Below are 26,364 nucleotides of genomic sequence, written 5' to 3' on the forward strand. Positions count from 1 at the left end.
TAAAGTTTGATTTGCTGCAACCAGTGCAGCGATGCTCAAGGAAAACGTCGTAATGAATTTCAATACGTGTTCACTCTTAAGACTTGATATTTTTTTGCGTCCGGAGACGCGGATATCAATCCTGCGAGTGCCCACACAGATTGTCTGATAAATTGTTAAAGAGCAGTGCAACCAGCGGGTTAACCGTCTGTTGCGAGGTGGCGTATATTACGCTTTCCTCTTTCAGAGTCAACCTCTTTTTCAGAAGTTTTTCTCCGGCGGCTCAGTTGCCTGACCCTCTCAACACCGCATTCCGTAAGCCGTTGTGCCGTGTCGATGGAGGCGCATTATAGGGAGTTCTCGCAGGCTGACAAGGGCTAAATTCAATAAAAATGACTGTTCGCTGCATTCCACAGCAAAAGCCCGCCTTATACGCAGTTACACACAAAGTTATCCACATTCCTGTTACGTACAAATTTAGACGAGCATCACGCAAACGTTTTCGCTACAATGCCCCCGCAACGCTATGGATGCCCCTTTTCGGGGCGTTACCTGAAGTTTTCGCGTTTTCACTTCTCTATAAAGAGGAAGAAAGCTCGCAAACTTGATGTAACGCTCTTATTTACGCGAATCAAAGCCAAGGGATAAAACCACCATGCAACAACCTCGTCCTTTACGCCGCGCCCTGCTCAGTGTTTCTGATAAAGCCGGCATCCTCGAATTTGCTCAGGCACTCTCCCAACGTGGTGTTGAGCTGCTCTCTACAGGCGGCACCGCACGTCTGCTGGCAGAGGCAGGGCTCCCCGTCATCGAAGTGTCTGACTACACCGGTTTCCCGGAAATGATGGATGGACGCGTTAAAACGCTGCACCCGAAGGTCCATGGCGGCATTCTGGGACGTCGCGGACAAGATGATGCGGTAATGGCGCAGCACGCTATCAACCCTATCGATATGGTGGTCGTTAACCTTTATCCCTTTGCACAAACCGTCGCGAAGCCAGACTGCTCACTGGAAGATGCCGTAGAGAACATTGATATTGGTGGCCCAACCATGGTGCGCTCGGCGGCCAAGAACCACAAAGATGTGGCGATTGTGGTAAAGAGCAGCGACTACCCGGCCATCATCGCCGAGCTGGACGCTAACCAAAACTCACTGACGCTGGAAACCCGTTTTGACCTGGCAATCAAAGCGTTTGAACACACCGCTGCGTACGACAGCATGATCGCCAACTACTTCGGTAGCATGGTTCCCGCCTACCATGGTGAAACTGAGCAGCCGGCAGGACGCTTCCCACGCACCCTCAATCTTAACTTCGTTAAAAAGCAGGATATGCGTTATGGCGAGAACAGCCATCAGGATGCCGCCTTCTATATAGAAGAAAATGTACAGGAGGCCTCTGTCGCTACCGCCGAGCAGGTGCAGGGCAAAGCACTGTCTTATAACAACATTGCGGATACCGATGCAGCACTGGAGTGCGTAAAAGAATTCGCTGAGCCCGCGTGCGTCATTGTAAAGCATGCTAATCCTTGCGGCGTGGCCGTCGGCGAGTCCATTCTGGCGGCTTACGAGCGCGCTTACCAGACCGATCCTACCTCTGCATTTGGCGGTATTATTGCGTTTAACCGTGAACTGGACGAGGCGACCGCACAGGCCATTATCAGCCGGCAGTTTGTTGAAGTGATCATCGCCCCTTCGGCGACCGAAGCGGCCCTGAAAATCACGGCGGCGAAACAAAACGTTCGTGTACTGGTATGTGGTGAATGGCAGGGCCGTGTCGCCGCGCTGGATTTCAAACGGGTGAATGGTGGTCTGCTGGTTCAGGATCGCGATCTCGGAATGGTCGATGCCAGCCAGTTGCGGGTCGTCAGCAAGCGTCAGCCTTCTGAACAGGAACTGCGTGATGCTCTGTTCTGCTGGAAAGTGGCTAAATTCGTTAAGTCCAACGCCATTGTCTATGCACGCGACAATATGACTATTGGCATAGGTGCGGGCCAGATGAGCCGCGTCTATTCTGCCAAAATTGCGGGCATCAAAGCGGGTGATGAAGGTCTCGAAGTTAAAGGTTCTGCGATGGCTTCCGATGCGTTCTTCCCATTCCGTGATGGTATTGATGCCGCTGCAGCCGTGGGCGTGAGCTGTGTCATTCAGCCAGGCGGCTCTATCCGCGACGACGAAGTGATTGCAGCTGCCGATGAACACGGTATTGCCATGATCTTTACTGATATGCGTCACTTCCGTCATTAATTCTGTGGAGCGTTTTATGAAAATTTTAATCATCGGTAACGGCGGACGTGAACATGCCCTGGCCTGGAAAGCCGCCCAGTCGCCGCTGGCAACGGCCGTTTTTGTCGCCCCTGGTAATGCAGGTACGGCGCTGGAACCGGCTTTACAGAACGTCGATATTTCCCCAACAGATATCCCGGCATTACTTGCCTTTGCGCAACGTGAACAGATCGATCTCACTATCGTTGGACCCGAAGCGCCGCTGGTGATTGGCGTGGTTGATGCATTCCGTGCCGCCGGCTTAAAAATCTTTGGTCCGACTCAGGCTGCCGCACAGCTGGAAGGTTCGAAAGCGTTCACGAAAGACTTCCTTGCGCGTCACAACATCCCCACTGCCGAATACCATAATTTCACCGAGGTCGCCCCTGCGCTGGCCTATCTGCGTGAAAAAGGGGCGCCCATTGTCATCAAAGCCGATGGCCTGGCTGCCGGTAAAGGTGTCATTGTGGCCATGACGTTGCAGGAAGCCGAAAACGCGGTGCAGGATATGCTGGCGGGCAACGCCTTTGGTGACGCCGGGCACCGTATTGTGATCGAAGAGTTCCTGGACGGTGAAGAAGCCAGTTTTATCGTGATGGTCGATGGCGAGAATGTCCTGCCGATGGCCACCAGTCAGGATCACAAACGCGTCGGCGATGGGGATACAGGACCAAACACCGGCGGTATGGGCGCTTACTCTCCTGCACCAGTGGTGACGGATGAAATCCACCAGCGCGTCATGGACCAGGTCATCTGGCCAACCGTACGTGGCATGGCAGCAGAAGGGAATGTCTACACAGGCTTCTTATATGCCGGGCTGATGATCGATAAGACCGGTCAGCCAAAAGTGATCGAATTCAACTGCCGTTTCGGCGATCCGGAAACGCAGCCCATTATGCTGCGCCTGCAATCGGATCTGGTGGATCTCTGTCTGGCTGCCTGTGAAGGCAAGCTCGATCAAAAAGACTCACAATGGGATCCCCGCCCTTCGCTGGGTGTGGTGCTGGCGGCAGGTGGCTACCCTGGCCCCTACGCGAACGGCGAACTGATTCACGGTTTGCCGCAGGAAGAAGCGGCTGACGGCAAAGTTTTCCATGCCGGTACACGTCTGGAAGGCGACCGCGTACTGACTAACGGTGGACGTGTGTTGTGCGTCACCGCGTTAGGCGATGACGTTGCCGCTGCGCAGAAGCGCGCTTATGCGCTTGCTCAGCCGATTTCCTGGCAAGGCAGTTTCTGCCGCCGCGATATCGGCTATCGCGCCATTGGTCGCCAGTAACGATGACAGGGGCACACGTTGTGCCCCTTTTTCATGCCTCAGAAATCCGCCTCTTTGGGCTCATCTGCACATTCGTCTTTGTGGCTGACCCGCAACAGTTGAACGCCTTCCGGCGCTTCCAGCCATGAAACCATCAAGGGACCAGCGGAATGACGGCGGTAATGCGTGAGCGTCTGCCATGCCTCACTGTCAAACGCTGGCGTCACCTTTTGGCCGTCACAGGTCTCCACGACATTGCCCCCTGCCCAGTGCCCCTGCTTCAGAAACACCCGACCGCTTAAGAGCGCATCGCTGACGTCCCGCATACGTTGCGCGTCAAACTTATAAAGTTCCACCGTATCAGGGCTGACCGCTTCACGTTGAGTAGCAAGCTGGCGCTGCATAAAGTTAAGACTGCCATTCTGGTCAAATCGCAGGGTAACATCGTCGGGAGGCGCGCCTTTCACCTGACGCTCAACGCTGACCAGATGATCGCCCAGCCAGCGGTAGTCTGTCGTTTCGCTTTTTTCGCTGTTAAACGGGTTATACAGCGTACGAATATGCACAGACTGATGATCCGTATTCTTACGCCAGATACGCACACTGCCACGGTCGGCCAGATAACCACTGGCGGAAAAGGCGGGAATGTCGGGGGTGGAACTGCACCCGATAATCAGTGAGGAGAGAAGCAGGGCAGAAAAGCGCTGAAGCAGCTTAGTCATGGTGGCTGGCCCTTAAACAAAAGGGGCGAAATCGCCCCTGTTTAAAACTTTACCGCTATGCGACGTCTTACTTGACGGCGTCTTTCAGAGCTTTACCAGACACGAATGCAGGTACGTTTGCCGCAGCGATTTTGATTTCTTTGCCAGTCTGTGGGTTACGACCGGTACGCTCAGCGCGGTGGTTCACTTTAAAAGTACCAAAACCAACCAGTTGTACAGCATCACCCTCTTTCAGAGACTCAGTGATTGCAGCCAGAGTAGATTCCAGCGCTGCCTTGGCCTGGGTTTTAGACAGGTCAGCTTTTTCTGCGATCACATCAATCAGTTGAGTCTTGTTCATAAGTTATCCTTAAAGTGTATTTATCGCTTGCTAAGCAACGAGTGCGAGGGAAAAGCCAACTTCGGGCACTCTTCAGCCTGCACGCACCGATAGCCACAATTTTCAGCCCCCCAAATGTAGACCAGACAGGGGGCTGATGTGAAGCCTCCAGGCGCGCTAATTAAGGCCTGAAGTCACGTTTTCTCGCCTTATTGCTGAATTTTTATACCGATGTTACTAATTCCCGCCTCGCGCAGGTCGGATCGCAGACCTTTTATCAATTCAAGGTCTCGCTCTTCACAGTCTGCGAGCAGGCGAAAAATCTCCCATTGCAGGTCCCATTCGTCGATGACAGCCGGGTTTTCCCGCAGCTCTTCATCGGTCATTTCGCGACCTGCCTGAGTCATTTCCAGAATGGCCACGGTGGTGATGGAGGTCTTGCTGACTTCAATCGCATGTTCAAGCGTTTCGCCACTTAACAGGGCGTGCAGCACTTCACTTAATGCCACACAGGCATCGATGGCCGGATACACGCCGTAGACCTCAAAATCATCTCCATCCGGAATCGCAGCTTCGAGCTTTTCCAGTTGACTGTCGAAGTTGATCTTTGCATCTTTCACCGTCAGCGTTTCCCAAACCAGATCGAGAATCCGGCGGTAAAGCGCAGGATCGGCAAACGCAGTTTGCTGGCAAAAAGCCATGTAATTAGGATACATGCGCTCGCACAGGCAAGCCATAAACGTCAGATGTTGCCAGCTTTCCAGCTTTGCCAGACGCAAATGCACAGGGTTTTGTAACATACACAGAGCTCTTATTCGTTTCGCTGGCCGCAGTGTAACGCAAAAGCGCCCTACAAACAGTGCTAAAGCGCGTTTTGCCAGCGCAGAAATGCAGGTCGGCGTGATGCGACAGCATCTGCCCAGCGCGTCGGTTCCGGTAAACGGTAGCCCTGAGTACACTTTTCAACCCAATCGAGGGCACTGTCCAGGCTGACGCGATGCCCGGTGGCCACAAACAGCGGATTACAGCGTACCTTGCTGCGCCATACCCAGCCAATTTGCTCCCCTTTATCCATTAACGGCTGGCGACTGCCGGGAGTCTCGTCCAGCGGCTCAAACCGTCCGCACAAACGCTTTTTGGCGACACCGATGGTGGGAACATCGACCATCAGTCCAAAGTGTGACGCCACACCGAGCCGACGCGGATGCGAAATGCCGTGACCGTCGACAAACAACAGGTCAGGCTTCTGCTCCAGCATATTCCATGCCGCCAGCAAGGCGGGATATTCCCGGAAAGAGAGAAAGCCAGGAATGTACGGCATAGTCGTCTCGATGCGCGCGATACGATGCTCCACCAGCTTCAGCGACGGGTATTCAAGAATAACCAGCGCCGCGCGCGTGACCGCACCTTCCTGTTCAAACCCGACGTCTGCGCCACCAATAAAGCGTGGCGGCAGCACATCAAAATCGTCCTGCCGCACGACGTCTGCGGCACGCTGTTGTTGCTCCGCACGAAGTGCAGCAATATCCATTATGACTCCTGATGATACTGGCGGGAAAGGCGGTGCACCGCCTCAACGAAGACGCCGGCATGCTCTGGCGGTACATCCTGATGGATACCATGTCCCAGATTGAATACGTGGCCTTCACCTTTGCCGAAACCGTCCAGAATACTGGCCACTTCCTGCTCGATACGGGCCGGTGGTGCGTACAGCATGGAGGGATCCATATTGCCCTGTAAGGCGACTTTATGCCCGACACGACGGCGGGCCTCACTGATGTCGATAGTCCAGTCCAGGCCCAGTGCATCGCAGCCTGTTTCAGCCATGGCCTCAAGCCACTGACCGCCGCCTTTAGTAAACAGCGTGATCGGCACACGACGGCCTTCGTTTTCGTGCAGTACGCTGTCGACGATTTTATGCATGTAATAAAGCGAGAATTCGCGATAATCGCGGCCACTCAATGCGCCGCCCCAGGTGTCAAACACCATGACTGACTGCGCCCCGGCGCGGATCTGAGCGTTGAGATAGAGAATAACGCTGTCGGCCAGCTTATCCAGCATGGCATGCAATGTGGCAGGTTCGGCGTACATCATTTTTTTAATTTTGGTGAAGGCCTTGCTACTGCCGCCTTCTACCATATAGGTTGCCAGCGTCCACGGACTGCCTGAAAAACCAATTAAGGGCACCTCACCATTAAGGTTCTTACGGATGGTCCGTACGGCATTCATCACGTAACCCAGTTCCTGTTCAGGATCGGGAACAGGCAGGCGATCGACGTCGGCACGGCAGGTTACGGGGTTTGAAAAGCATGGACCTTCCCCCGTTTCGAAGTACAGCCCTAATCCCATCGCATCAGGAATGGTGAGAATATCACTGAAGAGGATGGCCGCATCGAGCTTGTAGCGACGCAATGGTTGCAGGGTGACTTCGCAGGCCAGCTCGGCATTCTTACACAGCGACATAAAGTCGCCCGCCTGGGCACGCGTGGCTTTATATTCCGGCAAATATCGTCCGGCCTGGCGCATCATCCATACGGGGGTAACATCGACAGGCTGGCGTAACAGGGCGCGCAAATAACGGTCGTTCTTCAGTTCACTCATGTCAGGACTCTCTCGGTATCAAGCGAGTAGTGTAGCACTCTCACGCCTCAGCGCGGCAGAGGGCAACGGTATCTTCAATTAATCGACGGGCAACGGTGCCAGGTGGAGGCAGTAAAGGCAGCGCATCAAAACGGAACCATCCGGCATCCAACAGCTCTTTACCGTCGTGCTGTAAGTCGCCGCCGTCATACTCCGCCATAAAGGCCATCATTAAGGACTGCGGGAAAGGCCAGGGCTGGGAAGTGACATAACGGACATTCTTCACGCGCACGTTGCTCTCTTCCATCACTTCGCGTGCAACCGCCTGTTCAATGGTCTCACCGACTTCAACGAACCCGGCCAGCACAGTGTAAATGTTATTACGATGACGCGCATGGTTGGCCAGCAGGATCTCATCTCCACGGCGGATAGCAACGATAATACAGGGCGCAATTTGTGGGTAATAACGTTCACGGCAATGGCTACACAGGCAGGCAAATTCGCGTTTACTGGCATGCATCTCATGACCACAATAGCCGCACCAGCGATGGGATCGGTAAAACTCTGCTAACTGCACACCGCGCCCGGCCAGCTGAAACAGGCCCGGATCTTCGTTGAGTAACTGGCGCAACGACAACATATCTGACGAACGCGTTTCACAAATCAGCCAGACCTTCTCTCCCTGCCATTCGCCAATCACGCGCCCCTGGTGCCCGGTAAGGCCAAACTGCTGTGCGTTTCCGTGAGGTAAATCGCCTTGCGGTAACCAAATTTTCTGTTCACTACTGACAATCCACCATCCAGCGTCTACGCTTGAAATTTCGCATTGCATTTATTTCGTCATCCTTAGCGTCAACCCGCACGCTGAAGTCCCGATGTTAAGTGTGTAGATGAACAACTATACCCAAATAATTCTGGTTGCAAGACGACAGCACGCTTATTTATCCCGACAGGTTCGCGGAGAACAAGCGCAATTGGCGCATCGCTAATCTGAAATATGAAGGTGCATAACGCATACGGAGTTAACTATGCTTAACCAGTTAGACGTTCTGACCCAACGCGTAGGTGGCAGTAATGAACTGGTAGATTCATGGCTGGCAGCTCGCCGCCAGCTGTTGGTTTCTTATTACCATTTGGTCGGCATCAAGCCGAAAAAAGAAGCGCTGACTCGCCTGGACGAGCAGGCACTGGATAACTTTTGTCACACGCTGGTCGATTATCTTTCATCTGGTCACTTTAGTCTTTACCAGCGTTTGATTGCAGAGATGGACGGCACCAGTCCGCTGCTGGCTGCCGCGCAGATTTACCCATCGCTGGAAGCCAATACCGAGCAGTTGATGCAGCTGTATGACGGCCACCTGCAACAGGCCATCGACGACGACAACTATGTGACGTTTCAGCACGCCTTGTCAGAAGTCGGCGAAGCTCTTGAAGCGCGCTTTACCCTTGAAGACAAGCTTATCCAAATGGCATGGGACAATCACCTGACTCCGCCTGTGGCGAACGACAGTGAAATTGCCCGCCCTGCTTAACAGTGCCGCAAATGTAAATAACTTGTGATTCATAAAAAGCCCCCTTATGCTGAGTGGGCTTTAAAACATCTGTTTTATGTTAGTCAGGGTTTGACGGTTGCACGTCCTTGCGGGACCTGATTAACCGTTAAACCAAATCTTGTCGGAGTGCCCATTGGGCTGAGACCGTTAATTCGGGATCCGCGGAACCTGATCAGGTTAGAACCTGCGAAGGGAACAAGAGTAAATTTTTACGGTACGCCGCACTCAGGGTGCCCGCTGTGCCGTTACTCCTTCCGAACTCCGGACAAGCAACCTTCCCACTTACTGGAATATTGCTATGTCTACTACGAAAACGACCCGTCGCGAACAACGTGCTCAGGCACAGGAATTCATTGATTCCCTGCAGGGTGGCAGTGCCTTTCCCAACTCAAAACGTATCTGGCTGACCGGCAGTCGTGACGACATTCGTGTCCCCATGCGCGAAATCCAGCTTAGCCCTACATTGACCGGCGGCAGTAAAGATGAGCCCGTTTACCAGGAAAATGAGCCTGTGCCGGTTTATGACACCGCCGGTGCCTATGGCGATCCGGCAGCAAAAATCGACGTGCATCGCGGACTGGATAAACTGCGTGCTCGCTGGATTGAAGAGCGCGACGACAGCGAAAAACTGACGCAGATTAGCTCGGCGTATACGCAGCAGCGACTGGCTGATGACGGACTGGATCACCTGCGCTTTGAACATCTGCCAACGCCGCGCCGTGCTAAAGCCGGCCGCTGTGTGACCCAGTTACATTACGCGCGTCGGGGAATCATCACGCCAGAGATGGAGTTCATCGCCATCAGGGAGAACATGGGCCGTGAGCGCATTCGTGGTGAGGTACTGCTGCAACAGCATCCGGGCCACAGCTTTGGTGCCCATCTGCCCGAAAACATTACCCCCGAGTTTGTACGCCAGGAAGTGGCCGCTGGCCGCGCCATTATTCCGGCCAATATCAACCATCCCGAATCCGAACCGATGATCATTGGACGCAACTTTCTGGTGAAGGTGAATGCCAACATTGGTAACTCAGCGGTGACCTCGTCTATTGAAGAAGAAGTAGAAAAGCTGGTCTGGTCCACACGCTGGGGCGCGGACACAGTCATGGATCTGTCGACCGGACGCTATATTCATGAAACCCGTGAATGGATTCTGCGTAACAGTCCTGTTCCCATCGGCACTGTTCCGATTTATCAGGCACTGGAGAAGGTCAACGGTGTGGCTGAAAACCTGAACTGGGACATTTTCCGCGATACGTTACTGGAGCAGGCCGAACAGGGCGTGGATTATTTTACTATCCATGCGGGCGTGCTGCTGCGCTACGTTCCCATGACTGCAAAACGCCTGACCGGTATTGTGTCCCGTGGTGGCTCCATTATGGCGAAGTGGTGCCTGTCTCATCACAAGGAGAGCTTTCTCTATGAACACTTCCGCGACATCTGTGAAATTTGCGCAGCCTACGATATCGCTTTGTCCCTGGGTGACGGATTACGCCCCGGATCGATTCAGGACGCCAACGACGAAGCACAGTTCGCTGAGCTGCACACGCTGGGTGAACTGACAAAAATAGCCTGGGAATATGACGTACAGGTGATGATCGAAGGCCCCGGCCATATCCCGATGCAGATGATCCGTCGCAACATGACAGAGCAGCTGGAACATTGCCATGAAGCGCCGTTTTATACTCTGGGCCCACTGACGACCGACATTGCGCCGGGCTACGATCATTTTACCTCTGGCATCGGTGCCGCCATGATTGGCTGGTTTGGCTGCGCGATGTTGTGTTACGTCACGCCGAAGGAGCATCTTGGCCTGCCAAACAAAGAGGATGTGAAACAGGGATTAATCACCTACAAGATCGCCGCGCATGCTGCCGATCTGGCCAAAGGCCATCCGGGGGCGCAGATCCGCGACAACGCCATGTCGAAAGCGCGCTTCGAATTTCGCTGGGAAGATCAGTTCAATCTGGCGCTGGATCCTCATACAGCCCGGGCCTATCACGATGAAACGTTGCCACAGGAATCGGGTAAAGTCGCCCACTTCTGTTCAATGTGCGGCCCTAAGTTTTGCTCAATGAAGATCACGCAGGAAGTGCGTGACTATGCTGCCAGACAGGAAGCGGAAGCGCAGGCTATTGAGGTTGGCATGGCGCAGATGTCTGATCATTTCCGTGAACGGGGCGGTGAACTCTATCATCCCGCCACAGCGATTAAGGAGGAGTAAATGAACGCCTTTCCCGCTACCGCGCCGCGATTAGGGCTGTATCCGGTGGTCGACAGCGTCGAATGGATCGAACGCTTACTGGATGCCGGGGTGCGCACGATTCAGCTGCGGATTAAGGATCTGCCAGATGAGATCGTTGAACCCACCATCATCCAGGCTATCGCAACAGGTCAGCGTTACCAGGCGCGCCTGTTTATTAATGACTACTGGCAGCTGGCGATTAAGCATAAGGCTTATGGCGTTCATCTGGGGCAGGAAGATCTGGCCGTTGCCAATGTGCAGCGCATTCTGGACGCAGGCTTGCGCCTGGGCATTTCCACGCACGATGATGCTGAGCTGGATCGGGCGCTGGCGCTGCGTCCTTCCTACATTGCGCTGGGACATATCTTTCCGACTCAGACGAAGGTGATGCCCTCTTCTCCGCAGGGTTTGTCTGAACTTAAACGCCACCTGAGTCGGTTGCAGGGGATCTCTACCGTGGCGATTGGCGGCATCAGCATTGATCGCGTTCCGGCGGTACTGGAAACTGGTGTCGGCAGTATCGCCGTGGTGAGCGCCATTACGCAGGCAGAGGACTGGCGGGCGGCCACCCGCGAGCTGTTATGGCTTGTTGAGCCCGAATCCGGGCATTAACCCCGCCCTGTCGCGCAGATAAACGCGCACGTTGTGCAACAGGCAGATAAAAACTGGAAAGCCGCGCACGGCAATGAACATTGCGACTGGCGCGGCTTTTTTCTGTCCTTTAAAGTCACTGGCGTCCGGCCGGGATGGCCTGACCAGGGCCAGTTCCCTCCTCTTTCTGGCCCTGCTTCTCACCACCTGAAGCGATGATATCGATAACGGCGGACAGGTCAGCCGACGGCTGATGCGCACAGGCGGCCATCGCCCGCTCGACAGCCTTACCGGTCAAGGCCAGTGCCTGTTCAATCTTACCGCTTGCGGGCAAGGCGTAATTCAGGCGCAGACAGTTACGGTACTTTCCGGAGGCCGAAAACAGCGAGCCTACGGCAATCTGGATCCCTGATTTGCGTAATTCGTGGTTGAGCTGCACCGCATCAAATGCCTCAGGCAATTCAATCCACATCAAAAAACCGCCCTGAGGCCGCGTGACGCAGATACCGCAAGGGAAGTAATGCCGTACCCAGCAGGAAAAGGTGTCGTAATTGCGCTGGTAAACCTGGCGCATCCGCCGAAGATGCGTCTGGTAATGGCCCTGCTGGATAAAGTCAGCTACGGCATGCTGAGGCTGAGTGGCGGTAGAACCTGTCACAATGTATTTCATATGCAAAACACGATCGCGGAAGCGTCCGGGCGCCACCCAGCCCACACGTAAACCCGGTGCCAGCGTTTTGGAAAACGAGCTGCACAGCAATACGCGTCCTTCTGTATCCAGAGATTTAATGGATGAAGGCCGCGGGTACTCCCAGGCCAGCTCACCATAAACATCGTCTTCAATGATCGCCGCATCAAAACGCTGTACCAGACTCAGCAGCGCGCGCTTGCGCTTTTCGGGCATGATAAAGCCAAGAGGATTGTTGCAGTTAGGGACGACGACGACCGCTTTGATCGGCCACTGATCAAAGGCCAGTTCCAGCGCTTCAAGGCTGATTCCCGTTACAGAATCGGTCGGAATCTCAATGGCCCGAATGCCGAACCCACGTAATGTCTGCATGATGCCGTGAAATGACGGCGATTCGACCGCAATGATATCGCCGGGCTGGCATATTGCGCGCACGGACACTGACAGCGCTTCGTGGCAGCCTGTGGTAATCACAATATCTTCTGAGGTCAGCTGGCAGCCGCTGTCGATCATCAACCGGGCAATTTGTTCTCTCAGCCGGGCGACACCGTAAAGGTTGTCGTAATTCAGCAGCGTGCTTTCCTGCTGCTGCGCCTGACGGCTAAACGCCTTCCACAGAGGTTTCAGTGTGGACTGCGTTAAATCCGGCATACCGCTGCCCAGTTGCAGTACATCCTGTTCCCGGCGGCTGTTAAGCAGGTCAAGCACCGCGTCCCACTGGGTAATTTCCACCGGATGTTGCGCCGGACGCGTCAAGGCCGGAACGGGCGGCATCGCCTTATGTGGCGCCACAAAATACCCGGAACGCGCCTGCGGAATAATCAGCTGTTTCTGCTCCAGCAGATAATAGGCCTGCTGTACCGTGCTGATGCTGACACCATGTTCGACGCTCAAACTCCGAACGGAGGGCAGGCGTTCGCCACTTTGGTACAACCCCTGTTCAATACGTTTTTCCAGCAATGTGGCTAAATGTTGATAGCGCGTCATGATCGACCTCAGCCAGGTTGATGACCCGACAAAACAGTACAGACAGCCTGTATTTCTACCATTCAGTCCACGCTGACGGCAATCTGTATGTTAAATAATTGCTTCGAGTGCATCTGTATTGGAAATTGTATCTGCATGAAAATATTTCTCAGGTTACTTACTGAGGGCAGGATCATGGAATATGAGGAAAATCGTAGCGCTAAACCCTTTGCAGTTTCACTCAGCCTGTTTCGCTTTATCTGGCATCATTTTCGTCGCTGGCAGTGTCGGCGCGAAACCCGCATGATTTTATGCAGACTGAGCGACAGTGCGCTGAAAGATATCGGGTTAAAGAGAAGCGATATCAATAAACGCTTTTAATTACGGCTCGCCTGGAAACAGGCGTGAGTCGAATTCGTTAACAGGACGGACTTCGGAAAACACTCTTCACGACAGTACGCGTTATGAATGCCGGTGCCGCCTGTACAAGACAGCCTGATCTCGCAGGCAAAAAAAACCCTGCCGGAGCAGGGTTTTTTATCAGGCGTTTGACGATTACTCGTCGTTGTTACCGCCAAGACCCGCGTTCAGTAACTCCGCCAGGCTTGCGGATGCTTCGTCAGCAGTCACCTGCGGTGCAGCTGGCACTTCGCCTGCCGCACGACGACGCATACGATCCTGGTGATAAGCGTAACCGGTACCGGCCGGGATCAAACGACCCACGATCACGTTCTCTTTCAGACCGCGCAGTTCGTCGCGCTTGCCTGCTACTGCCGCTTCGGTCAGGACACGTGTAGTTTCCTGGAACGATGCTGCAGAGATGAACGATTCGGTTGCCAGTGACGCTTTAGTGATACCCAGCAGGTCACGTACGAAGGTTGCGCCAACTTTTCCGTTCGCTTCAAGTTCACGGTTAGAGATCTTGATGCGAGAGAATTCAGCCTGCTCACCTTCCAGGAACTCAGTGCTGCCCGCGCTCATGATGGTAGCTTTACGCAGCATCTGACGAACGATGACTTCGATGTGCTTATCGTTAATCTTAACGCCTTGCAGACGGTAAACTTCCTGCACTTCGTTAGTGATGTAACGGGTAACCGCATGCACGCCACGTAAACGCAGGATGTCATGTGGTGACTCTGGACCATCGGAAACCACGTCACCGCGCTCAACACGTTCACCTTCGAACACGTTCAGCTGACGCCATTTCGGAATCATCTCTTCGTATGGATCGCTACCATCCAGCGGTGTAATCACCAGACGACGCTTACCTTTGGTTTCTTTACCGAAGGAGATGATGCCGCTGATCTCCGCCAGGATTGCTGGTTCTTTCGGACGACGCGCTTCGAACAGGTCAGCAACGCGTGGCAGACCACCGGTAATATCCTTGGTACCGCCAGATTCCTGCGGAACACGCGCCAGGGTATCACCCGAGCTGATCTTCACGCCATCTTCCAGCTGTACAATCGCTTTACCTGGCAGGAAGTACTGAGCAGGCATATCGGTACCTGGGATCAGAACATCATTGCCTTTGGCATCAACGATTTTCAGTGCCGGACGCAGATCTTTACCACCTGAGGTACGTTCTGCAGAGTCCAGAACCACCAGCGATGACAGACCTGTTAAGTCGTCAGTCTGACGCGTAATGGTCTGACCGTCGATCATGTCGGTGAAGCGAATGAAACCGCCCACTTCTGTGATAACTGGCATGGTATGCGGATCCCAGTTTGCAACGGTTTCACCCGCAGCAACCTGCTCACCATCACCTTTCGCCATGGTCGCACCGTAAGGAACTTTATAGCTCTCTTTCGTACGGCCAAATTCGTCGATCATTTTCAGTTCAACGTTACGCGAGGTGATCACCAGCTTGCCTGCTGAGTTCGTTACCGACTTAGCATTGGTCAGCTTGATGGTACCTTTGTTCTTCACCTGAATGCTGGATTCAGCTGCCGCACGAGATGCCGCACCACCGATGTGGAACGTACGCATCGTCAGCTGTGTACCCGGCTCACCGATTGACTGTGCCGCGATAACACCGATTGCTTCGCCTTTGTTGATGATGTGACCACGTGCCAGGTCGCGACCATAGCAATGCGCACACACACCAAAGTCGGTTTCACAACCTACAACCGAACGCACCTTCACGCTGTCGACTGAGTTCAGTTCCAGCACGTCACACCAGTGCTCATCGAGCAGTGTGTTACGTGGAACCAGAATGTCAGCCGTGCCAGGCTTCAGAACGTCTTCTGCCGTTACACGGCCCAGAACGCGCTCACGCAGTGGCTCTTTCACGTCGCCACCTTCGATGACTGGCGTCATCATGATGCCTTCGTGTGTACCACAGTCGTCTTCGGTGACAACCAGGTCCTGCGCAACGTCAACCAGACGACGCGTCAGATAACCGGAGTTAGCGGTTTTCAGTGCGGTATCTGCCAGACCTTTACGTGCACCGTGCGTCGAGATGAAGTACTGAAGTACGTTCAGACCTTCACGGAAGTTCGCGGTGATAGGCGTTTCAATGATGGAGCCATCTGGCTTAGCCATCAGACCACGCATACCGGCCAGCTGACGAATCTGTGCAGCAGAACCACGCGCACCGGAGTCGGCCATCATAAAGATGCTGTTAAAGGAAACCTGTTTCTCTTCTTCGCCGTCACGGTTAATCACGGTCTCGGTTGAGAGGTTTTCCATCATCGCCTTCGCTACGCGCTCGTTCGCGGCAGCCCAGATATCGATGACTTTGTTGTAACGTTCGCCGGCGGTAACCAGACCAGACTGGAACTGTTCCTGAATTTCGGCCACTTCGGCTTCGGCTTCAGAGATGATTTCCACTTTCTTGGCTGGGATAACCATGTCGTCGATACCAACAGACGCACCTGAACGGGCGGCGTAGGCGAAACCGGTGTACATGGTCTGGTCAGCAAAGATAACGGTCGGCTTCAGGCCCAAAATGCGATAACAGGTGTTCAGCATTTTAGAGATAGCCTTTTTACCCAGCGCCTGGTTGACGATGGAGAAAGGCAGACCTTTCGGTACGATCATCCACAGAATCGAACGACCAATGGTGGTGTCGATCAAGCTGGTTTTCGCAACGAACTCATCCTGCTCGTTTTTGCTGTACTCAGTGATACGCACTTTAACGCGCGCATGCAGCTCGGCCAGGCCAGCGCGATAAACACGCTCAGCTTCTTTCGGGCCGGTCAGCACCATGCCTTCACCTTTGGCATTCACTTTGTCGCGGGTCATGTAGTACAGACCCAGTACAACGTCCTGTGAAGGAACGATGATTGGCTCGCCGTTCGCCGGTGACAGAATGTTGTTGGTCGACATCATCAGCGCACGCGCTTCCAGCTGGGCTTCCAGCGTCAGCGGTACGTGAACAGCCATCTGGTCACCATCGAAGTCGGCGTTATAGGCCGCACAAACCAGCGGGTGAAGCTGGATGGCTTTACCTTCGATCAGAACCGGTTCAAAGGCCTGGATACCTAAACGGTGCAGCGTTGGTGCACGGTTCAGCAGGACCGGGTGTTCGCGGATGACTTCGTCCAGGATATCCCAAACGACAGCTTCTTCACGCTCAACCATCTTCTTCGCGGCTTTGATGGTGGTGGCCAGGCCACGCAGTTCCAGCTTGCCGTAGATGAACGGTTTGAACAGCTCCAGTGCCATTTTCTTCGGCAGACCGCACTGATGCAGACGCAGGTATGGACCAACGGTAATAACAGAACGACCGGAGTAGTCGACACGCTTACCGAGCAGGTTCTGACGGAAACGACCCTGCTTACCTTTGATCATATCGGCCAAAGATTTCAGAGGACGCTTGTTAGAACCGGTGATCGCACGACCGCGACGACCGTTATCCAGCAGGGCATCAACCGCTTCCTGCAGCATACGTTTTTCGTTACGTACGATGATATCTGGCGCAGCCAGATCCAGCAGGCGTTTCAGACGGTTGTTACGGTTGATCACGCGACGATACAGATCGTTCAGATCCGACGTAGCGAAACGACCACCATCCAGCGGTACCAGCGGACGCAGATCAGGCGGCAGAACCGGCAGAACGGTCAGGATCATCCACTCTGGCTTATTACCAGACTGAACGAACGCTTCCAGCAGCTTGATACGCTTGGTCAGTTTTTTACGCTTGGTCTCGGAGTTGGTTTCGTTCAGCTCTTCACGCAGCTGCTCGCACTCTTGCTCCAGATCCATATTTTTCAGCAGCGCCTGGATAGCTTCTGCACCCATCTTCGCGTCGAATTCGTCACCGAACTCTTCCAGCGCGTCAAGGTACTGCTCTTCCGTCAGAATCTGACGTTTTTCCAGGTTAGTCATGCCGCCTTCGATCACAACATAAGATTCGAAGTACAGCACGCGCTCGATATCACGCAGCGGCATATCCAGCAGCAAGCCGATACGCGATGGCAGTGATTTCAGGAACCAAATGTGCGCAGTCGGTGATGCCAGCTCAATGTGGCCCATGCGCTCACGACGTACTTTGGTCTGTGTAACTTCTACGCCACACTTCTCGCAGATTACGCCACGATGTTTTAAACGCTTGTACTTACCGCACAGGCATTCGTAATCTTTTACCGGTCCAAAAATACGGGCACAGAAAAGACCGTCACGCTCTGGCTTGAAGGTACGGTAGTTAATGGTTTCCGGCTTTTTAACTTCACCAAAAGACCATGAACGGATCATGTCTGGCGAAGCCAGCGCAATTTTGATCGCATCAAACTCTTCGGTCTTAGTTTGCGCTTTCAGAAACTTAAGTAAGTCTTTCACGGATTAGCTCCCGTCGGAGTGAGACTCAGGGGCGTCCAACCGAAATTGAACGCCCCATAACCAGTACAAATGCGAGCGCGTTAACCCTGCGCTTACAGGCCGAAGCCTGCTACTGAGGGTTACTCGTCTTCCAGCTCGATGTTGATACCCAGCGAGCGAATCTCTTTCAACAGTACGTTGAACGATTCTGGCATGCCAGGTTCCATCTGATGGTTGCCATCCACGATGTTCTTATACATCTTGGTACGGCCGTTAACGTCATCAGACTTAACGGTAAGCATTTCCTGGAGGGTATATGCCGCACCGTATGCTTCCAGCGCCCATACTTCCATCTCACCGAAGCGCTGACCACCGAACTGTGCCTTACCACCCAGCGGCTGCTGAGTAACGAGGCTGTAGGAACCGGTAGAACGTGCGTGCATCTTGTCATCAACCAGGTGGTTGAGTTTCAGCATGTACATATAACCAACGGTTACCTGACGTTCGAACTGCTCACCAGTGCGACCATCAAACAGGGTAATCTGACCGGAAGAAGGCAGACCGCCGAGCTCTAACAGCTCTTTGATTTCGCTCTCTTTCGCACCATCAAACACCGGCGTGGCGATCGGCATACCTTTTTTCAGGTTTTCAGCCAGACGCAGAACTTCGTCATCACTAAAGGTATTCAGGTCAACTTTCTGACGCACATCTGTGCCCAGATCGTAAGCACGCTGGATGAATTCGCGCAGTTTGGCAACTTCTTCCTGCTTCTTCAGCATCGCGTTGATTTTCTCGCCGATACCTTTCGCTGCCATCCCTAAGTGCGTCTCAAGGATCTGACCGATGTTCATACGTGAAGGTACGCCCAGCGGGTTCAGTACGATATCGACCGGCGTACCGTTCTCATCGTAAGGCATGTCTTCGATTGGGTTGATCTTCGAGATAACACCTTTGTTACCGTGACGACCTGCCATCTTATCACCAGGCTGAATCTGACGTTTAACGGCCAGATAAACCTTAACGATTTTCAGCACGCCTGGTGCCAGATCATCGCCTTGTGTGATTTTACGACGCTTGCCTTCGAGTTTTTTCTCAAACTCGTGCTTCAGTTCGTCGTACTGCTCTGCCAGCTGTTCCAGCTGGTTTTGCTTGGCTTCGTCAGTCAGACCCAGTTCCAGCCAACGCTCACGCGGCAGCTTGTCCAGTTTGTCTGCTTCAACGCCACCAGAAATCAGGACAGACTGGATACGGCTGAACAGGCCCGCTTCCAGAATCTGCAGCTCTTCAGACAGGTCTTTCTTCGCCTGCTTCAGCTGCATCTCTTCGATTTCCAGCGCACGTTTGTCTTTTTCCACGCCATCGCGGGTGAAGACCTGAACGTCGATAACCGTACCCGAAACACCGTTAGGCACGCGCAGAGAAGAGTCTTTCACGTCAGACGCTTTCTCACCGAAGATCGCACGCAGCAGTTTCTCTTCTGGTGTCAGCTGGGTTTCGCCTTTTGGCGTCACTTTACCAACCAGAATGTCACCACCGGTCACTTCCGCACCGATGTAAACGATACCGGATTCATCCAGTTTAGAGAGTGCAGCCTCACCCACGTTCGGGATGTCAGCGGTAATCTCTTCTGGCCCCAGCTTGGTGTCGCGAGACACACAGGCCAGTTCCTGAATGTGGATGGTCGTGAAGCGATCTTCCTGCACCACGCGCTCGGAGACTAAGATGGAGTCTTCGAAGTTGTAACCGTTCCACGGCATGAACGCGACGCGCATGTTCTGACCCAGCGCCAGTTCACCGAGATCGGTAGACGGACCATCAGCCAGCACATCACCACGCTCAACTGGCTCGCCCAGAGATACACATGGCATCTGGTTGATACAGGTGTTCTGGTTAGAACGGGTGTATTTGGTCAGGTTGTAGATGTCGATGCCCGCTTCGCCCGGATACATTTCGTCTTCGTTAACTTTGATAACGATACGTGATGCATCAACGTACTGAACGGTACCGCCACGTTTCGCCACAGCGGTAACACCGGAGTCAACGGCAACCGCGCGCTCCATACCGGTCCCTACCAGCGGCTTATCGGCACGCAGTGTAGGAACGGCCTGACGTTGCATGTTCGCACCCATCAGAGCGCGGTTAGCATCATCGTGTTCCAGGAACGGGATCAGTGACGCACCGACGGAAACGACCTGTTGGGTCGAAACGTCCATGTAGTCAACCTGATCGCGGCTGAACAGGCTCGATTCACCTTTGCTACGGCAGGTCACCAGGTCATCAACGAACGCACCTTCTTCTGACAGATTGGTGTTCGCCTGAGCGATGACATAGTTACCTTCTTCGATGGCAGACAGGTAATGAATTTCATCGGAAACCACACCGTCGATCACGCGACGATAAGGGGTTTCCAGGAAACCGTACTCGTTGGTCTGCGCATATACAGACAAGGAGTTGATCAGACCGATGTTCGGACCTTCAGGGGTTTCGATTGGGCAGACACGACCGTAGTGCGTTGGGTGTACGTCACGCACTTCGAAGCCGGCACGCTCACGGGTTAAACCACCCGGGCCGAGAGCAGAGATACGACGCTTGTGCGTAATCTCTGACAACGGGTTGTTCTGATCCATAAACTGGGACAGCTGGCTTGAACCAAAGAACTCTTTCACCGCCGCCGAAATAGGCTTGGCGTTAATCATGTCCTGAGGCATCAATGTGTCGAGGTCGCCCAGAGAAAGACGCTCTTTCACTGCACGCTCAACACGGACCAGGCCGACGCGGAACTGGTTTTCCGCCATTTCACCCACTGAACGAATACGACGGTTACCGAGGTGGTCGATATCGTCCACTTCGCCTTTACCGTTACGGATGTCGATCAGCTTTTTCATCACTTCGATGATGTCTTCTTTGCTCAGGATACCTGAACCTTCGATTTCATCACGCAGCAATGAACGGTTGAACTTCATGCGGCCGACAGCAGAAAGATCGTAACGATCTTCAGAGAAGAACAGGTTCTCGAACAGGTTCTCTGCTGCTTCACGCGTAGGTGGCTCACCAGGACGCATCATGCGGTAAATCTCAACCAGCGCGCTCAGGCGATCGTTGGTTGGGTCGACGCGCAGGGTCTCGGAGATATAAGGGCCGTGATCCAGATCGTTGGTGAACAGCGTTTCGATACGCTTGTGACCCGCCTGGCTCAGCTTGGCCAGCAGATCCAGCGACAGCTCCATGTTCGCTGCGATAATCAGTTCACCGGTGTTCTCATCGATATAATCTTTAGAGACCACTTTGCCTGCAATATATTCAACAGGCACTTCAATGTGCTGGATACCGTCTTTTTCGAGCTGACGAATGTGACGCGCAGTGATGCGACGCCCTTTCTCAACGTAGACCGTGCCGTTCGATTCGATATCGAAGGTCGCGGTTTCACCACGCAGGCGCTCTGGCACCAGTTCCATCTGCAGCTTGTTGTCACGGATTTCATACACCACTTTCTCGAAGAAGATATCGAGGATTTCAGCAGTGGTGTAATGCAGTGCGCGCAGGATGATACTGGCCGGCAGCTTACGACGACGGTCAATACGGACGAAAAGGTTGTCTTTCGGGTCAAACTCGAAGTCCAGCCATGAACCACGGTAAGGAATGATACGTGCGTTATACAGCACTTTACCCGATGAGTGGGTTTTACCCTTATCGCTGTCAAAGAATACGCCAGGACTACGATGCAGCTGAGAAACGATAACACGCTCAGTACCGTTGATAACAAAGGTACCGTTGTCTGTCATGAGTGGAATTTCACCCATGTAGACTTCTTGTTCTTTAATGTCTTTTACTGTGCCTTCTGGCGCTTCGCGCTCATAGATCACCAGACGCAGTTTGACGCGCAGCGGTGCCGAGTAGGTCACGCCACGGATCTGACATTCTTTCACGTCAAAGACAGGTTCACCTAAGCGATAGCTGACATACTGCAACTCAGAGTTGCCGCTGTAGCTCGCGATAGGGAATACAGAGCGGAAGGCAGCTTCCAGTCCGTACTGACCTTCTGGATCTTGCTCGATAAACTTCTGAAACGAATCAAGCTGGATAGAAAGGAGATAAGGTATGTCCAAAACTTGTGGACGTTTACCAAAATCCTTACGAATACGTTTTTTCTCGGTATAGGAGTAAACCATAGGGTTCCTCAGCTAGCTGACAAGTCGACCCACGCTGTCCGTCCTGACAGGACAGTTCATGCAACACGATTTTGTTTGATTCACGCACTGCCCGGCAGTGTGTGCAATACCTCTTTCTATCACGCTTAAATCATTTCATTGCTTCAGCGTGGGCAGGGAACCCGCACAGGAAAGCAGTATATTAAGTCGTCGATAGAGAAAGATATTGAAGAGCAACAATGGACAAACAGTGCGAAACCCCATTGAGGCCCTGGAGCGCAAAAAGGCTGGTGACCAAAAAGTCACCAGCCATCAGTCTGATATTACTCAGACTGCAACCCGAGGGTTGTCTTACTTAACTTCAACTTCAGCGCCAGCTTCTTTCAGAGCAGCTTCAAGTGCAGCTGCGTCATCTTTGCTGATGCCTTCTTTGATCACGCCAGTTGCTTCAACCAGATCTTTGGCTTCTTTCAGGCCCAGACCAGTTGCGGTACGAACGGCTTTGATTACTGCAACTTTGTTCGCGCCAACAGCTTTCAGGATAACGTCGAATTCAGTTTTCTCTTCAACAGCTTCAGCTGGGCCAGCAGCAACAGCTACAGCAGCAGCAGCAGAAACGCCGAATTTTTCTTCCATAGCAGAAACCAGCTCAACTACTTCCATTACGGACATAGCGGCAACGGCTTCCAGAATTTGGTCTTTAGTGATAGACATAACAATTGTTCCTAAGAATCAGAAAAAGTTTATACGTTAGCAAGTACGAAGAAAAGAGAGGCCTTAAGCCGCTTCTTTTGCATCGCGAACAGCAGCCAGAGTGCGAACCAGTTTGCCGGCAGCGGCTTCTTTCATGGTCGACATCAGACGTGCCAGTGCTTCTTCGTAGGTCGGCAGCGTTGCCAGACGGTCAATATTGGCCGCCGTGATCAACTCACCTTCAAAGGCTGCAGCTTTGACCTCAAATTTTGCATTCGCTTTCGCGAAATCTTTGAACAGACGAGCAGCAGCGCCCGGGTGTTCCATAGAATATGCAATCAGGGTCGGACCAACAAACGTGTCTTTCAGGCACTCGAACTGAGTACCTTCAACGACGCGGCGCAGCAGGGTGTTACGAACAACACGCATGTAAACGCCAGCTTCACGACCTGCTTTACGCAGTTCGGTCATTTTATCAACGGTAACGCCACGAGAATCCGCAACAACCGCTGAAAGCGCACCTTTGGCTACTTCGCTGACTTCAGCAACAATCGCTTGTTTGTCTTGAAGATTTAATGCCATTAGCTTTAGCTCCTGGATTTGACCGGGGATGGATTTCCCCGGAACTCACTTCACTTATTCGCCCGAAGGAAAATAAGCGCTATTACACGGTGAGCAGAATCCAGTAAAGAAAAATTCTTTTGGTTCTGTCACCGTCTACGCAGGGTATTAAGCATTACATCCGAAAATGTGCAGCTCCTGCGGTCTTGGACGGAGGCCAGGATAAGGCCTGGCTCCAACCTAAAATTCGGCTGTACATCGTGGCCCAGATTGCCCTGCACTGACAGCCTTTATAAGGCCTGCTGAACACTTTACTGTGTTTCAGGCGACTGACTCAGTCGCTGCGTTCGCACAATCTGTCTTACTCACGATGACATCTGCATGAATGCAGAACAACGGGCGTAAGATTCTAGGTGAATTTTTCGCCCGTTTCAAGCAGCAATTAGTTTGCCGCTGCGCTCAGACCAGCCTGGTCAACGGCAACGCCGGCGCCCATGGTGGTAGAGATGCTGACTTTCTTGATGTACACGCCTTTCGCCTGAGCAGGTTTTGCTTTTTTCAGCGCAACCAGCAGAGATTCCAGGTTTTCTTTCAGTTTGTCAGCATCGAAGTCCACTTTACCGATGGTAGTGTGGATGATGCCGTTTTTGTCGTTACGATAACGAACCTGACCTGCTTTAGCGTTCTTAACCGCTTCAGCAACGTTCGGGGTTACAGTACCGACTTTCGGGTTTGGCATCAGGCCACGCGGACCCAGAACCTGGCCTAACTGGCCAACAACGCGCATTGCATCTGGAGATGCAATAACAACGTCAAAGTTCATTTCGCCTTTCTTGATCTGCTCAGCCAGATCTTCCATACCTACCAGCTCAGCGCCAGCTGCTTTAGCAGCTTCAGCGTTTGCGCCCTGGGTGAAGACGGCTACACGTACAGAGCGACCTGTACCGTGTGGCAGAACGGTCGCGCCGCGCACGTTCTGGTCAGATTTACGAGCGTCGATGCCGAGGTTAACAGCAACGTCTACGCTTTCAACGAACTTAGCGGTAGCCAGCTCTTTCAGTAATGCGATTGCTTCAGCAATATCGTACTGCTTAGTCGCGTCAACTTTGTCGCGAATAACGCTCATGCGCTTGGTCAGCTTTGCCATTTCTTAGTCCTCTACTACCAGGCCCATGGAACGAGCAGTACCTTCGATTGAGCGAGTCATCGCTTCAACGTCAGAACCAGTCATGTCCGCAGCTTTAGTTTCTGCGATTTCACGTACCTGAGCACGAGTCACTTTACCGACTTTATCTTTGTTCGGCTTACCAGAACCAGACTTGATGCCCGCTGCTTTTTTCAGCAGAACGGCAGCCGGAGGCGTTTTGGTAATGAAGGTGAAAGAACGGTCGCTGTATACGGTGATAACAACTGGAGTAGGCAGGCCTTTTTCCAGTGATTCTGTTTTGGCGTTAAACGCTTTACAGAATTCCATGATGTTAACACCCTGCTGACCCAGAGCTGGACCAACTGGTGGACTTGGGTTCGCCATACCAGCTGCAACCTGCAGCTTGACGTAGGCTTGTACTTTCTTAGCCATGATAATTCCTCAATTGGGTTATAGCGCCTTTAAAAGGCTCCCCGTGGTAACGATTTACACGCTGTTGCCAGCGCATAAAAACAAAAGGCGCGAAATTATAGTTTAATTTCGCGCCTGCTGCAACAGCCAAATAGTGAAAGAAAGGTTAGCCTTTCTCCACCTGACCGAAGTCGAGTTCGACAGGTGTTGCACGTCCAAAGATGGAGACCGAAACAGTCAGACGACTCTTCTCATAATCGACATCTTCGACCACGCCGTTAAAGTCGGCAAACGGACCATCGTTGACGCGTACCATTTCGCCCGGTTCGAACAGCGTTTTCGGACGTGGCTTGTCACCTACCTGCTGCAGGCGGTTCATGATCGCATCAACTTCTTTATCGCTGATTGGCGCAGGGCGGTCAGAAGTACCACCGATGAAACCCATTACGCGTGGCACGCTGCGAACGAGGTGCCAGCTGGCATCATTCATAACCATCTGAACCAGAACGTAGCCTGGGAAGAATTTACGTTCGCTTTTACGGCGTTGACCACCACGGATCTCGACCACTTCTTCAGTCGGCACCATGACGTCGCCAAACAGCTCTTCCATGTTGTGCAATTTGATGTGCTCACGCAGCGACTGTGCTACGCGGCCTTCAAAACCGGAAAACGCCTGCACGACGTACCAGCGTTTTTTTGGAGCTTCAGACATCTCAGAACCTCAGGCCAGTGATAAACGATACCAGACGGACCAGAATGCCATCCAGCCCCCACAAAATCAGTGACATCACGGCAGTGACCGCGGCAACGATTAACGTGGTATGCAGTGTCTCCTGGCGGGTTGGCCAGATAACCTTGCGCATTTCGGTTCTTGCTTCACGTGCAAAGGCTACGGTCGCTTTGCCTTTGGTCGTTAAAAGCGCAATGCCGCCTGCTGCTGCAATCAAAATAACAACAGCCAACGCACGCAGAGGTAACGTCACATCACGATAGAGGTAGTTACCTACGATCGCCGCAAGCAGTAATAAGACTACCACTACCCATTTCAGCGCTTCGAGGCCGCGCCCGCTCCCTTGAGCTTCGGTATTCGCACTCATAAACCAACCTGCCACAATAATTCAGAAACTATTCTGCCCCGCATCGCGAGGCATCCAAACCGAATGAGCTTTTGGGGCGTAACTCGGTATCCAGCGCCGCATAACAGAGCCTGTCTCAGCAATGATTATGGTGCAAAATCACTGATGAGTCAGGTTCTATAAAACAGCGTACAAAAAGGGCATCAAATGATGCCCTTTCCATGTGCATTGCGTCAAATATTATCGGTAATTAAGCGATAACTTTGGCAACAACGCCCGCGCCAACGGTACGGCCACCTTCGCGGATTGCGAAACGCAGACCTTCGTCCATTGCGATTGGGTGGATCAGGGTAACAACCATTTTGATGTTGTCGCCTGGCATAACCATTTCAACGCCTTCTGGCAGCTC

At 53.1% G+C, this 26,364-nt stretch carries 21 protein-coding genes, 1 pseudogene and 1 riboswitch; of the genes and pseudogenes, 6 read left to right on the top strand and 16 right to left on the bottom strand.

Going from position 1 to position 26,364, the window contains the following annotated elements; translation table 11 throughout:
• Nucleotides 1-634 precede the first annotated feature (634 nt).
• The gene (gene purH, locus C7433_RS23290) at nt 635-2,224 is read left to right on the top strand and encodes a bifunctional phosphoribosylaminoimidazolecarboxamide formyltransferase/IMP cyclohydrolase (protein ID WP_054634702.1); all 1,590 of its coding nucleotides are present in this window, start codon (nt 635-637) and stop codon (nt 2,222-2,224) included.
• A gap of 16 nt (nt 2,225-2,240) precedes the next feature.
• Nucleotides 2,241-3,521, top strand: a complete 1,281-nt coding sequence (gene purD / locus C7433_RS23295) for a phosphoribosylamine--glycine ligase (protein ID WP_033737950.1) — start codon at nt 2,241-2,243, stop codon at nt 3,519-3,521.
• Nucleotides 3,522-3,559: 38 nt separating this feature from the next.
• Here the strand turns inward: purD and C7433_RS23300 are convergent, their stop codons facing one another.
• The 6 genes from C7433_RS23300 to nudC form a co-directional block, all read right to left on the bottom strand.
• Nucleotides 3,560-4,222, bottom strand: coding sequence for a DUF1481 domain-containing protein (locus C7433_RS23300; RefSeq protein ID WP_110269054.1), 663 nt, complete (start codon nt 4,220-4,222; stop codon nt 3,560-3,562).
• Between the two features lie 67 nt (nt 4,223-4,289).
• Nucleotides 4,290-4,562 (bottom strand): nucleoid-associated protein HU-alpha, encoded by a 273-nt coding sequence (gene hupA / locus C7433_RS23305; protein WP_006121511.1) that lies wholly within the window; start codon nt 4,560-4,562, stop codon nt 4,290-4,292.
• 188 nt (nt 4,563-4,750) lie between these two features.
• Nucleotides 4,751-5,341 (bottom strand): YjaG family protein, encoded by a 591-nt coding sequence (locus C7433_RS23310; protein ID WP_110269055.1) that lies wholly within the window; start codon nt 5,339-5,341, stop codon nt 4,751-4,753.
• A 62-nt stretch (nt 5,342-5,403) separates the two neighbouring features.
• Nucleotides 5,404-6,072: a deoxyribonuclease V gene (gene nfi, locus C7433_RS23315; protein WP_033737954.1), complete on the bottom strand. Its 669-nt coding sequence runs from the start codon at nt 6,070-6,072 to the stop codon at nt 5,404-5,406.
• Nucleotides 6,072-7,142, bottom strand: coding sequence for a uroporphyrinogen decarboxylase (gene hemE, locus C7433_RS23320; RefSeq protein WP_039343272.1), 1,071 nt, complete (start codon nt 7,140-7,142; stop codon nt 6,072-6,074). Before hemE ends, nfi begins: the two co-directional genes overlap by 1 nt.
• A gap of 40 nt (nt 7,143-7,182) precedes the next feature.
• Nucleotides 7,183-7,953 carry an NAD(+) diphosphatase gene (gene nudC, locus C7433_RS23325; RefSeq protein WP_033737957.1) on the bottom strand — a complete coding sequence of 257 codons (771 nt, stop codon included), beginning with the start codon at nt 7,951-7,953 and terminating at the stop codon, nt 7,183-7,185.
• Nucleotides 7,954-8,149: 196 nt separating this feature from the next.
• Between nudC and C7433_RS23330 the strand changes: the two genes are divergently transcribed.
• The 3 genes from C7433_RS23330 to thiE all read left to right on the top strand — a co-directional run bounded on the left by C7433_RS23330 (nt 8,150) and on the right by thiE (nt 11,528).
• The gene (locus C7433_RS23330; RefSeq protein WP_033737958.1) at nt 8,150-8,653 is read left to right on the top strand and encodes an Rsd/AlgQ family anti-sigma factor; all 504 of its coding nucleotides are present in this window, start codon (nt 8,150-8,152) and stop codon (nt 8,651-8,653) included.
• A gap of 133 nt (nt 8,654-8,786) precedes the next feature.
• Nucleotides 8,787-8,886: riboswitch (TPP riboswitch) on the top strand.
• Between the two features lie 86 nt (nt 8,887-8,972).
• Nucleotides 8,973-10,895 (top strand): phosphomethylpyrimidine synthase ThiC, encoded by a 1,923-nt coding sequence (thiC, locus tag C7433_RS23335; protein WP_033737960.1) that lies wholly within the window; start codon nt 8,973-8,975, stop codon nt 10,893-10,895.
• Nucleotides 10,896-11,528 (top strand): thiamine phosphate synthase, encoded by a 633-nt coding sequence (gene thiE, locus C7433_RS23340; RefSeq protein WP_110269056.1) that lies wholly within the window; start codon nt 10,896-10,898, stop codon nt 11,526-11,528. It abuts the gene before it with no gap.
• A 115-nt stretch (nt 11,529-11,643) separates the two neighbouring features.
• On the opposite strand, the gene C7433_RS23345 is transcribed toward thiE, so the two are convergent.
• Nucleotides 11,644-13,182 carry a PLP-dependent aminotransferase family protein gene (locus C7433_RS23345; protein ID WP_110269057.1) on the bottom strand — a complete coding sequence of 513 codons (1,539 nt, stop codon included), beginning with the start codon at nt 13,180-13,182 and terminating at the stop codon, nt 11,644-11,646.
• Nucleotides 13,183-13,356: 174 nt separating this feature from the next.
• On the opposite strand from C7433_RS23345, the gene C7433_RS23350 reads away from it, so the two are divergent.
• Complete coding sequence (locus C7433_RS23350; RefSeq protein ID WP_058702173.1) at nt 13,357-13,542, top strand: DUF1127 domain-containing protein; 186 nt, start codon at nt 13,357-13,359, stop codon at nt 13,540-13,542.
• A gap of 174 nt (nt 13,543-13,716) precedes the next feature.
• Here C7433_RS23350 and rpoC read toward each other — a convergent pair whose 3' ends face one another.
• The 9 genes and pseudogenes from rpoC to tuf all read right to left on the bottom strand — a co-directional run.
• Nucleotides 13,717-17,940, bottom strand: a complete 4,224-nt coding sequence (rpoC, locus tag C7433_RS23355; RefSeq protein WP_110269058.1) for a DNA-directed RNA polymerase subunit beta' — start codon at nt 17,938-17,940, stop codon at nt 13,717-13,719.
• 119 nt (nt 17,941-18,059) lie between these two features.
• Nucleotides 18,060-22,088: a DNA-directed RNA polymerase subunit beta gene (rpoB, locus tag C7433_RS23360; RefSeq protein WP_033737970.1), complete on the bottom strand. Its 4,029-nt coding sequence runs from the start codon at nt 22,086-22,088 to the stop codon at nt 18,060-18,062.
• A gap of 330 nt (nt 22,089-22,418) precedes the next feature.
• Nucleotides 22,419-22,781 (bottom strand): 50S ribosomal protein L7/L12, encoded by a 363-nt coding sequence (gene rplL / locus C7433_RS23365; RefSeq protein ID WP_006121499.1) that lies wholly within the window; start codon nt 22,779-22,781, stop codon nt 22,419-22,421.
• A gap of 63 nt (nt 22,782-22,844) precedes the next feature.
• Nucleotides 22,845-23,342, bottom strand: coding sequence for a 50S ribosomal protein L10 (gene rplJ / locus C7433_RS23370; RefSeq protein WP_003848098.1), 498 nt, complete (start codon nt 23,340-23,342; stop codon nt 22,845-22,847).
• A 421-nt stretch (nt 23,343-23,763) separates the two neighbouring features.
• Entirely contained in the window at nt 23,764-24,468 is a 705-nt protein-coding gene (gene rplA, locus C7433_RS23375; RefSeq protein ID WP_006121496.1) for a 50S ribosomal protein L1, read from the bottom strand.
• A gap of 3 nt (nt 24,469-24,471) precedes the next feature.
• Entirely contained in the window at nt 24,472-24,900 is a 429-nt protein-coding gene (rplK, locus tag C7433_RS23380; protein WP_006121495.1) for a 50S ribosomal protein L11, read from the bottom strand.
• A gap of 145 nt (nt 24,901-25,045) precedes the next feature.
• Entirely contained in the window at nt 25,046-25,591 is a 546-nt protein-coding gene (gene nusG / locus C7433_RS23385) for a transcription termination/antitermination protein NusG (protein ID WP_003848088.1), read from the bottom strand.
• A 1-nt stretch (nt 25,592) separates the two neighbouring features.
• Nucleotides 25,593-25,976, bottom strand: a complete 384-nt coding sequence (gene secE / locus C7433_RS23390; protein ID WP_006121494.1) for a preprotein translocase subunit SecE — start codon at nt 25,974-25,976, stop codon at nt 25,593-25,595.
• Between the two features lie 229 nt (nt 25,977-26,205).
• Nucleotides 26,206-26,364: pseudogene (tuf, locus tag C7433_RS23395) on the bottom strand (elongation factor Tu); the annotation flags it as partial.

Origin of the sequence: Pantoea sp. PNA 03-3, assembly GCF_003201175.1 — a bacterium.
GTDB classification, from domain to species: domain Bacteria; phylum Pseudomonadota; class Gammaproteobacteria; order Enterobacterales; family Enterobacteriaceae; genus Pantoea; species Pantoea stewartii.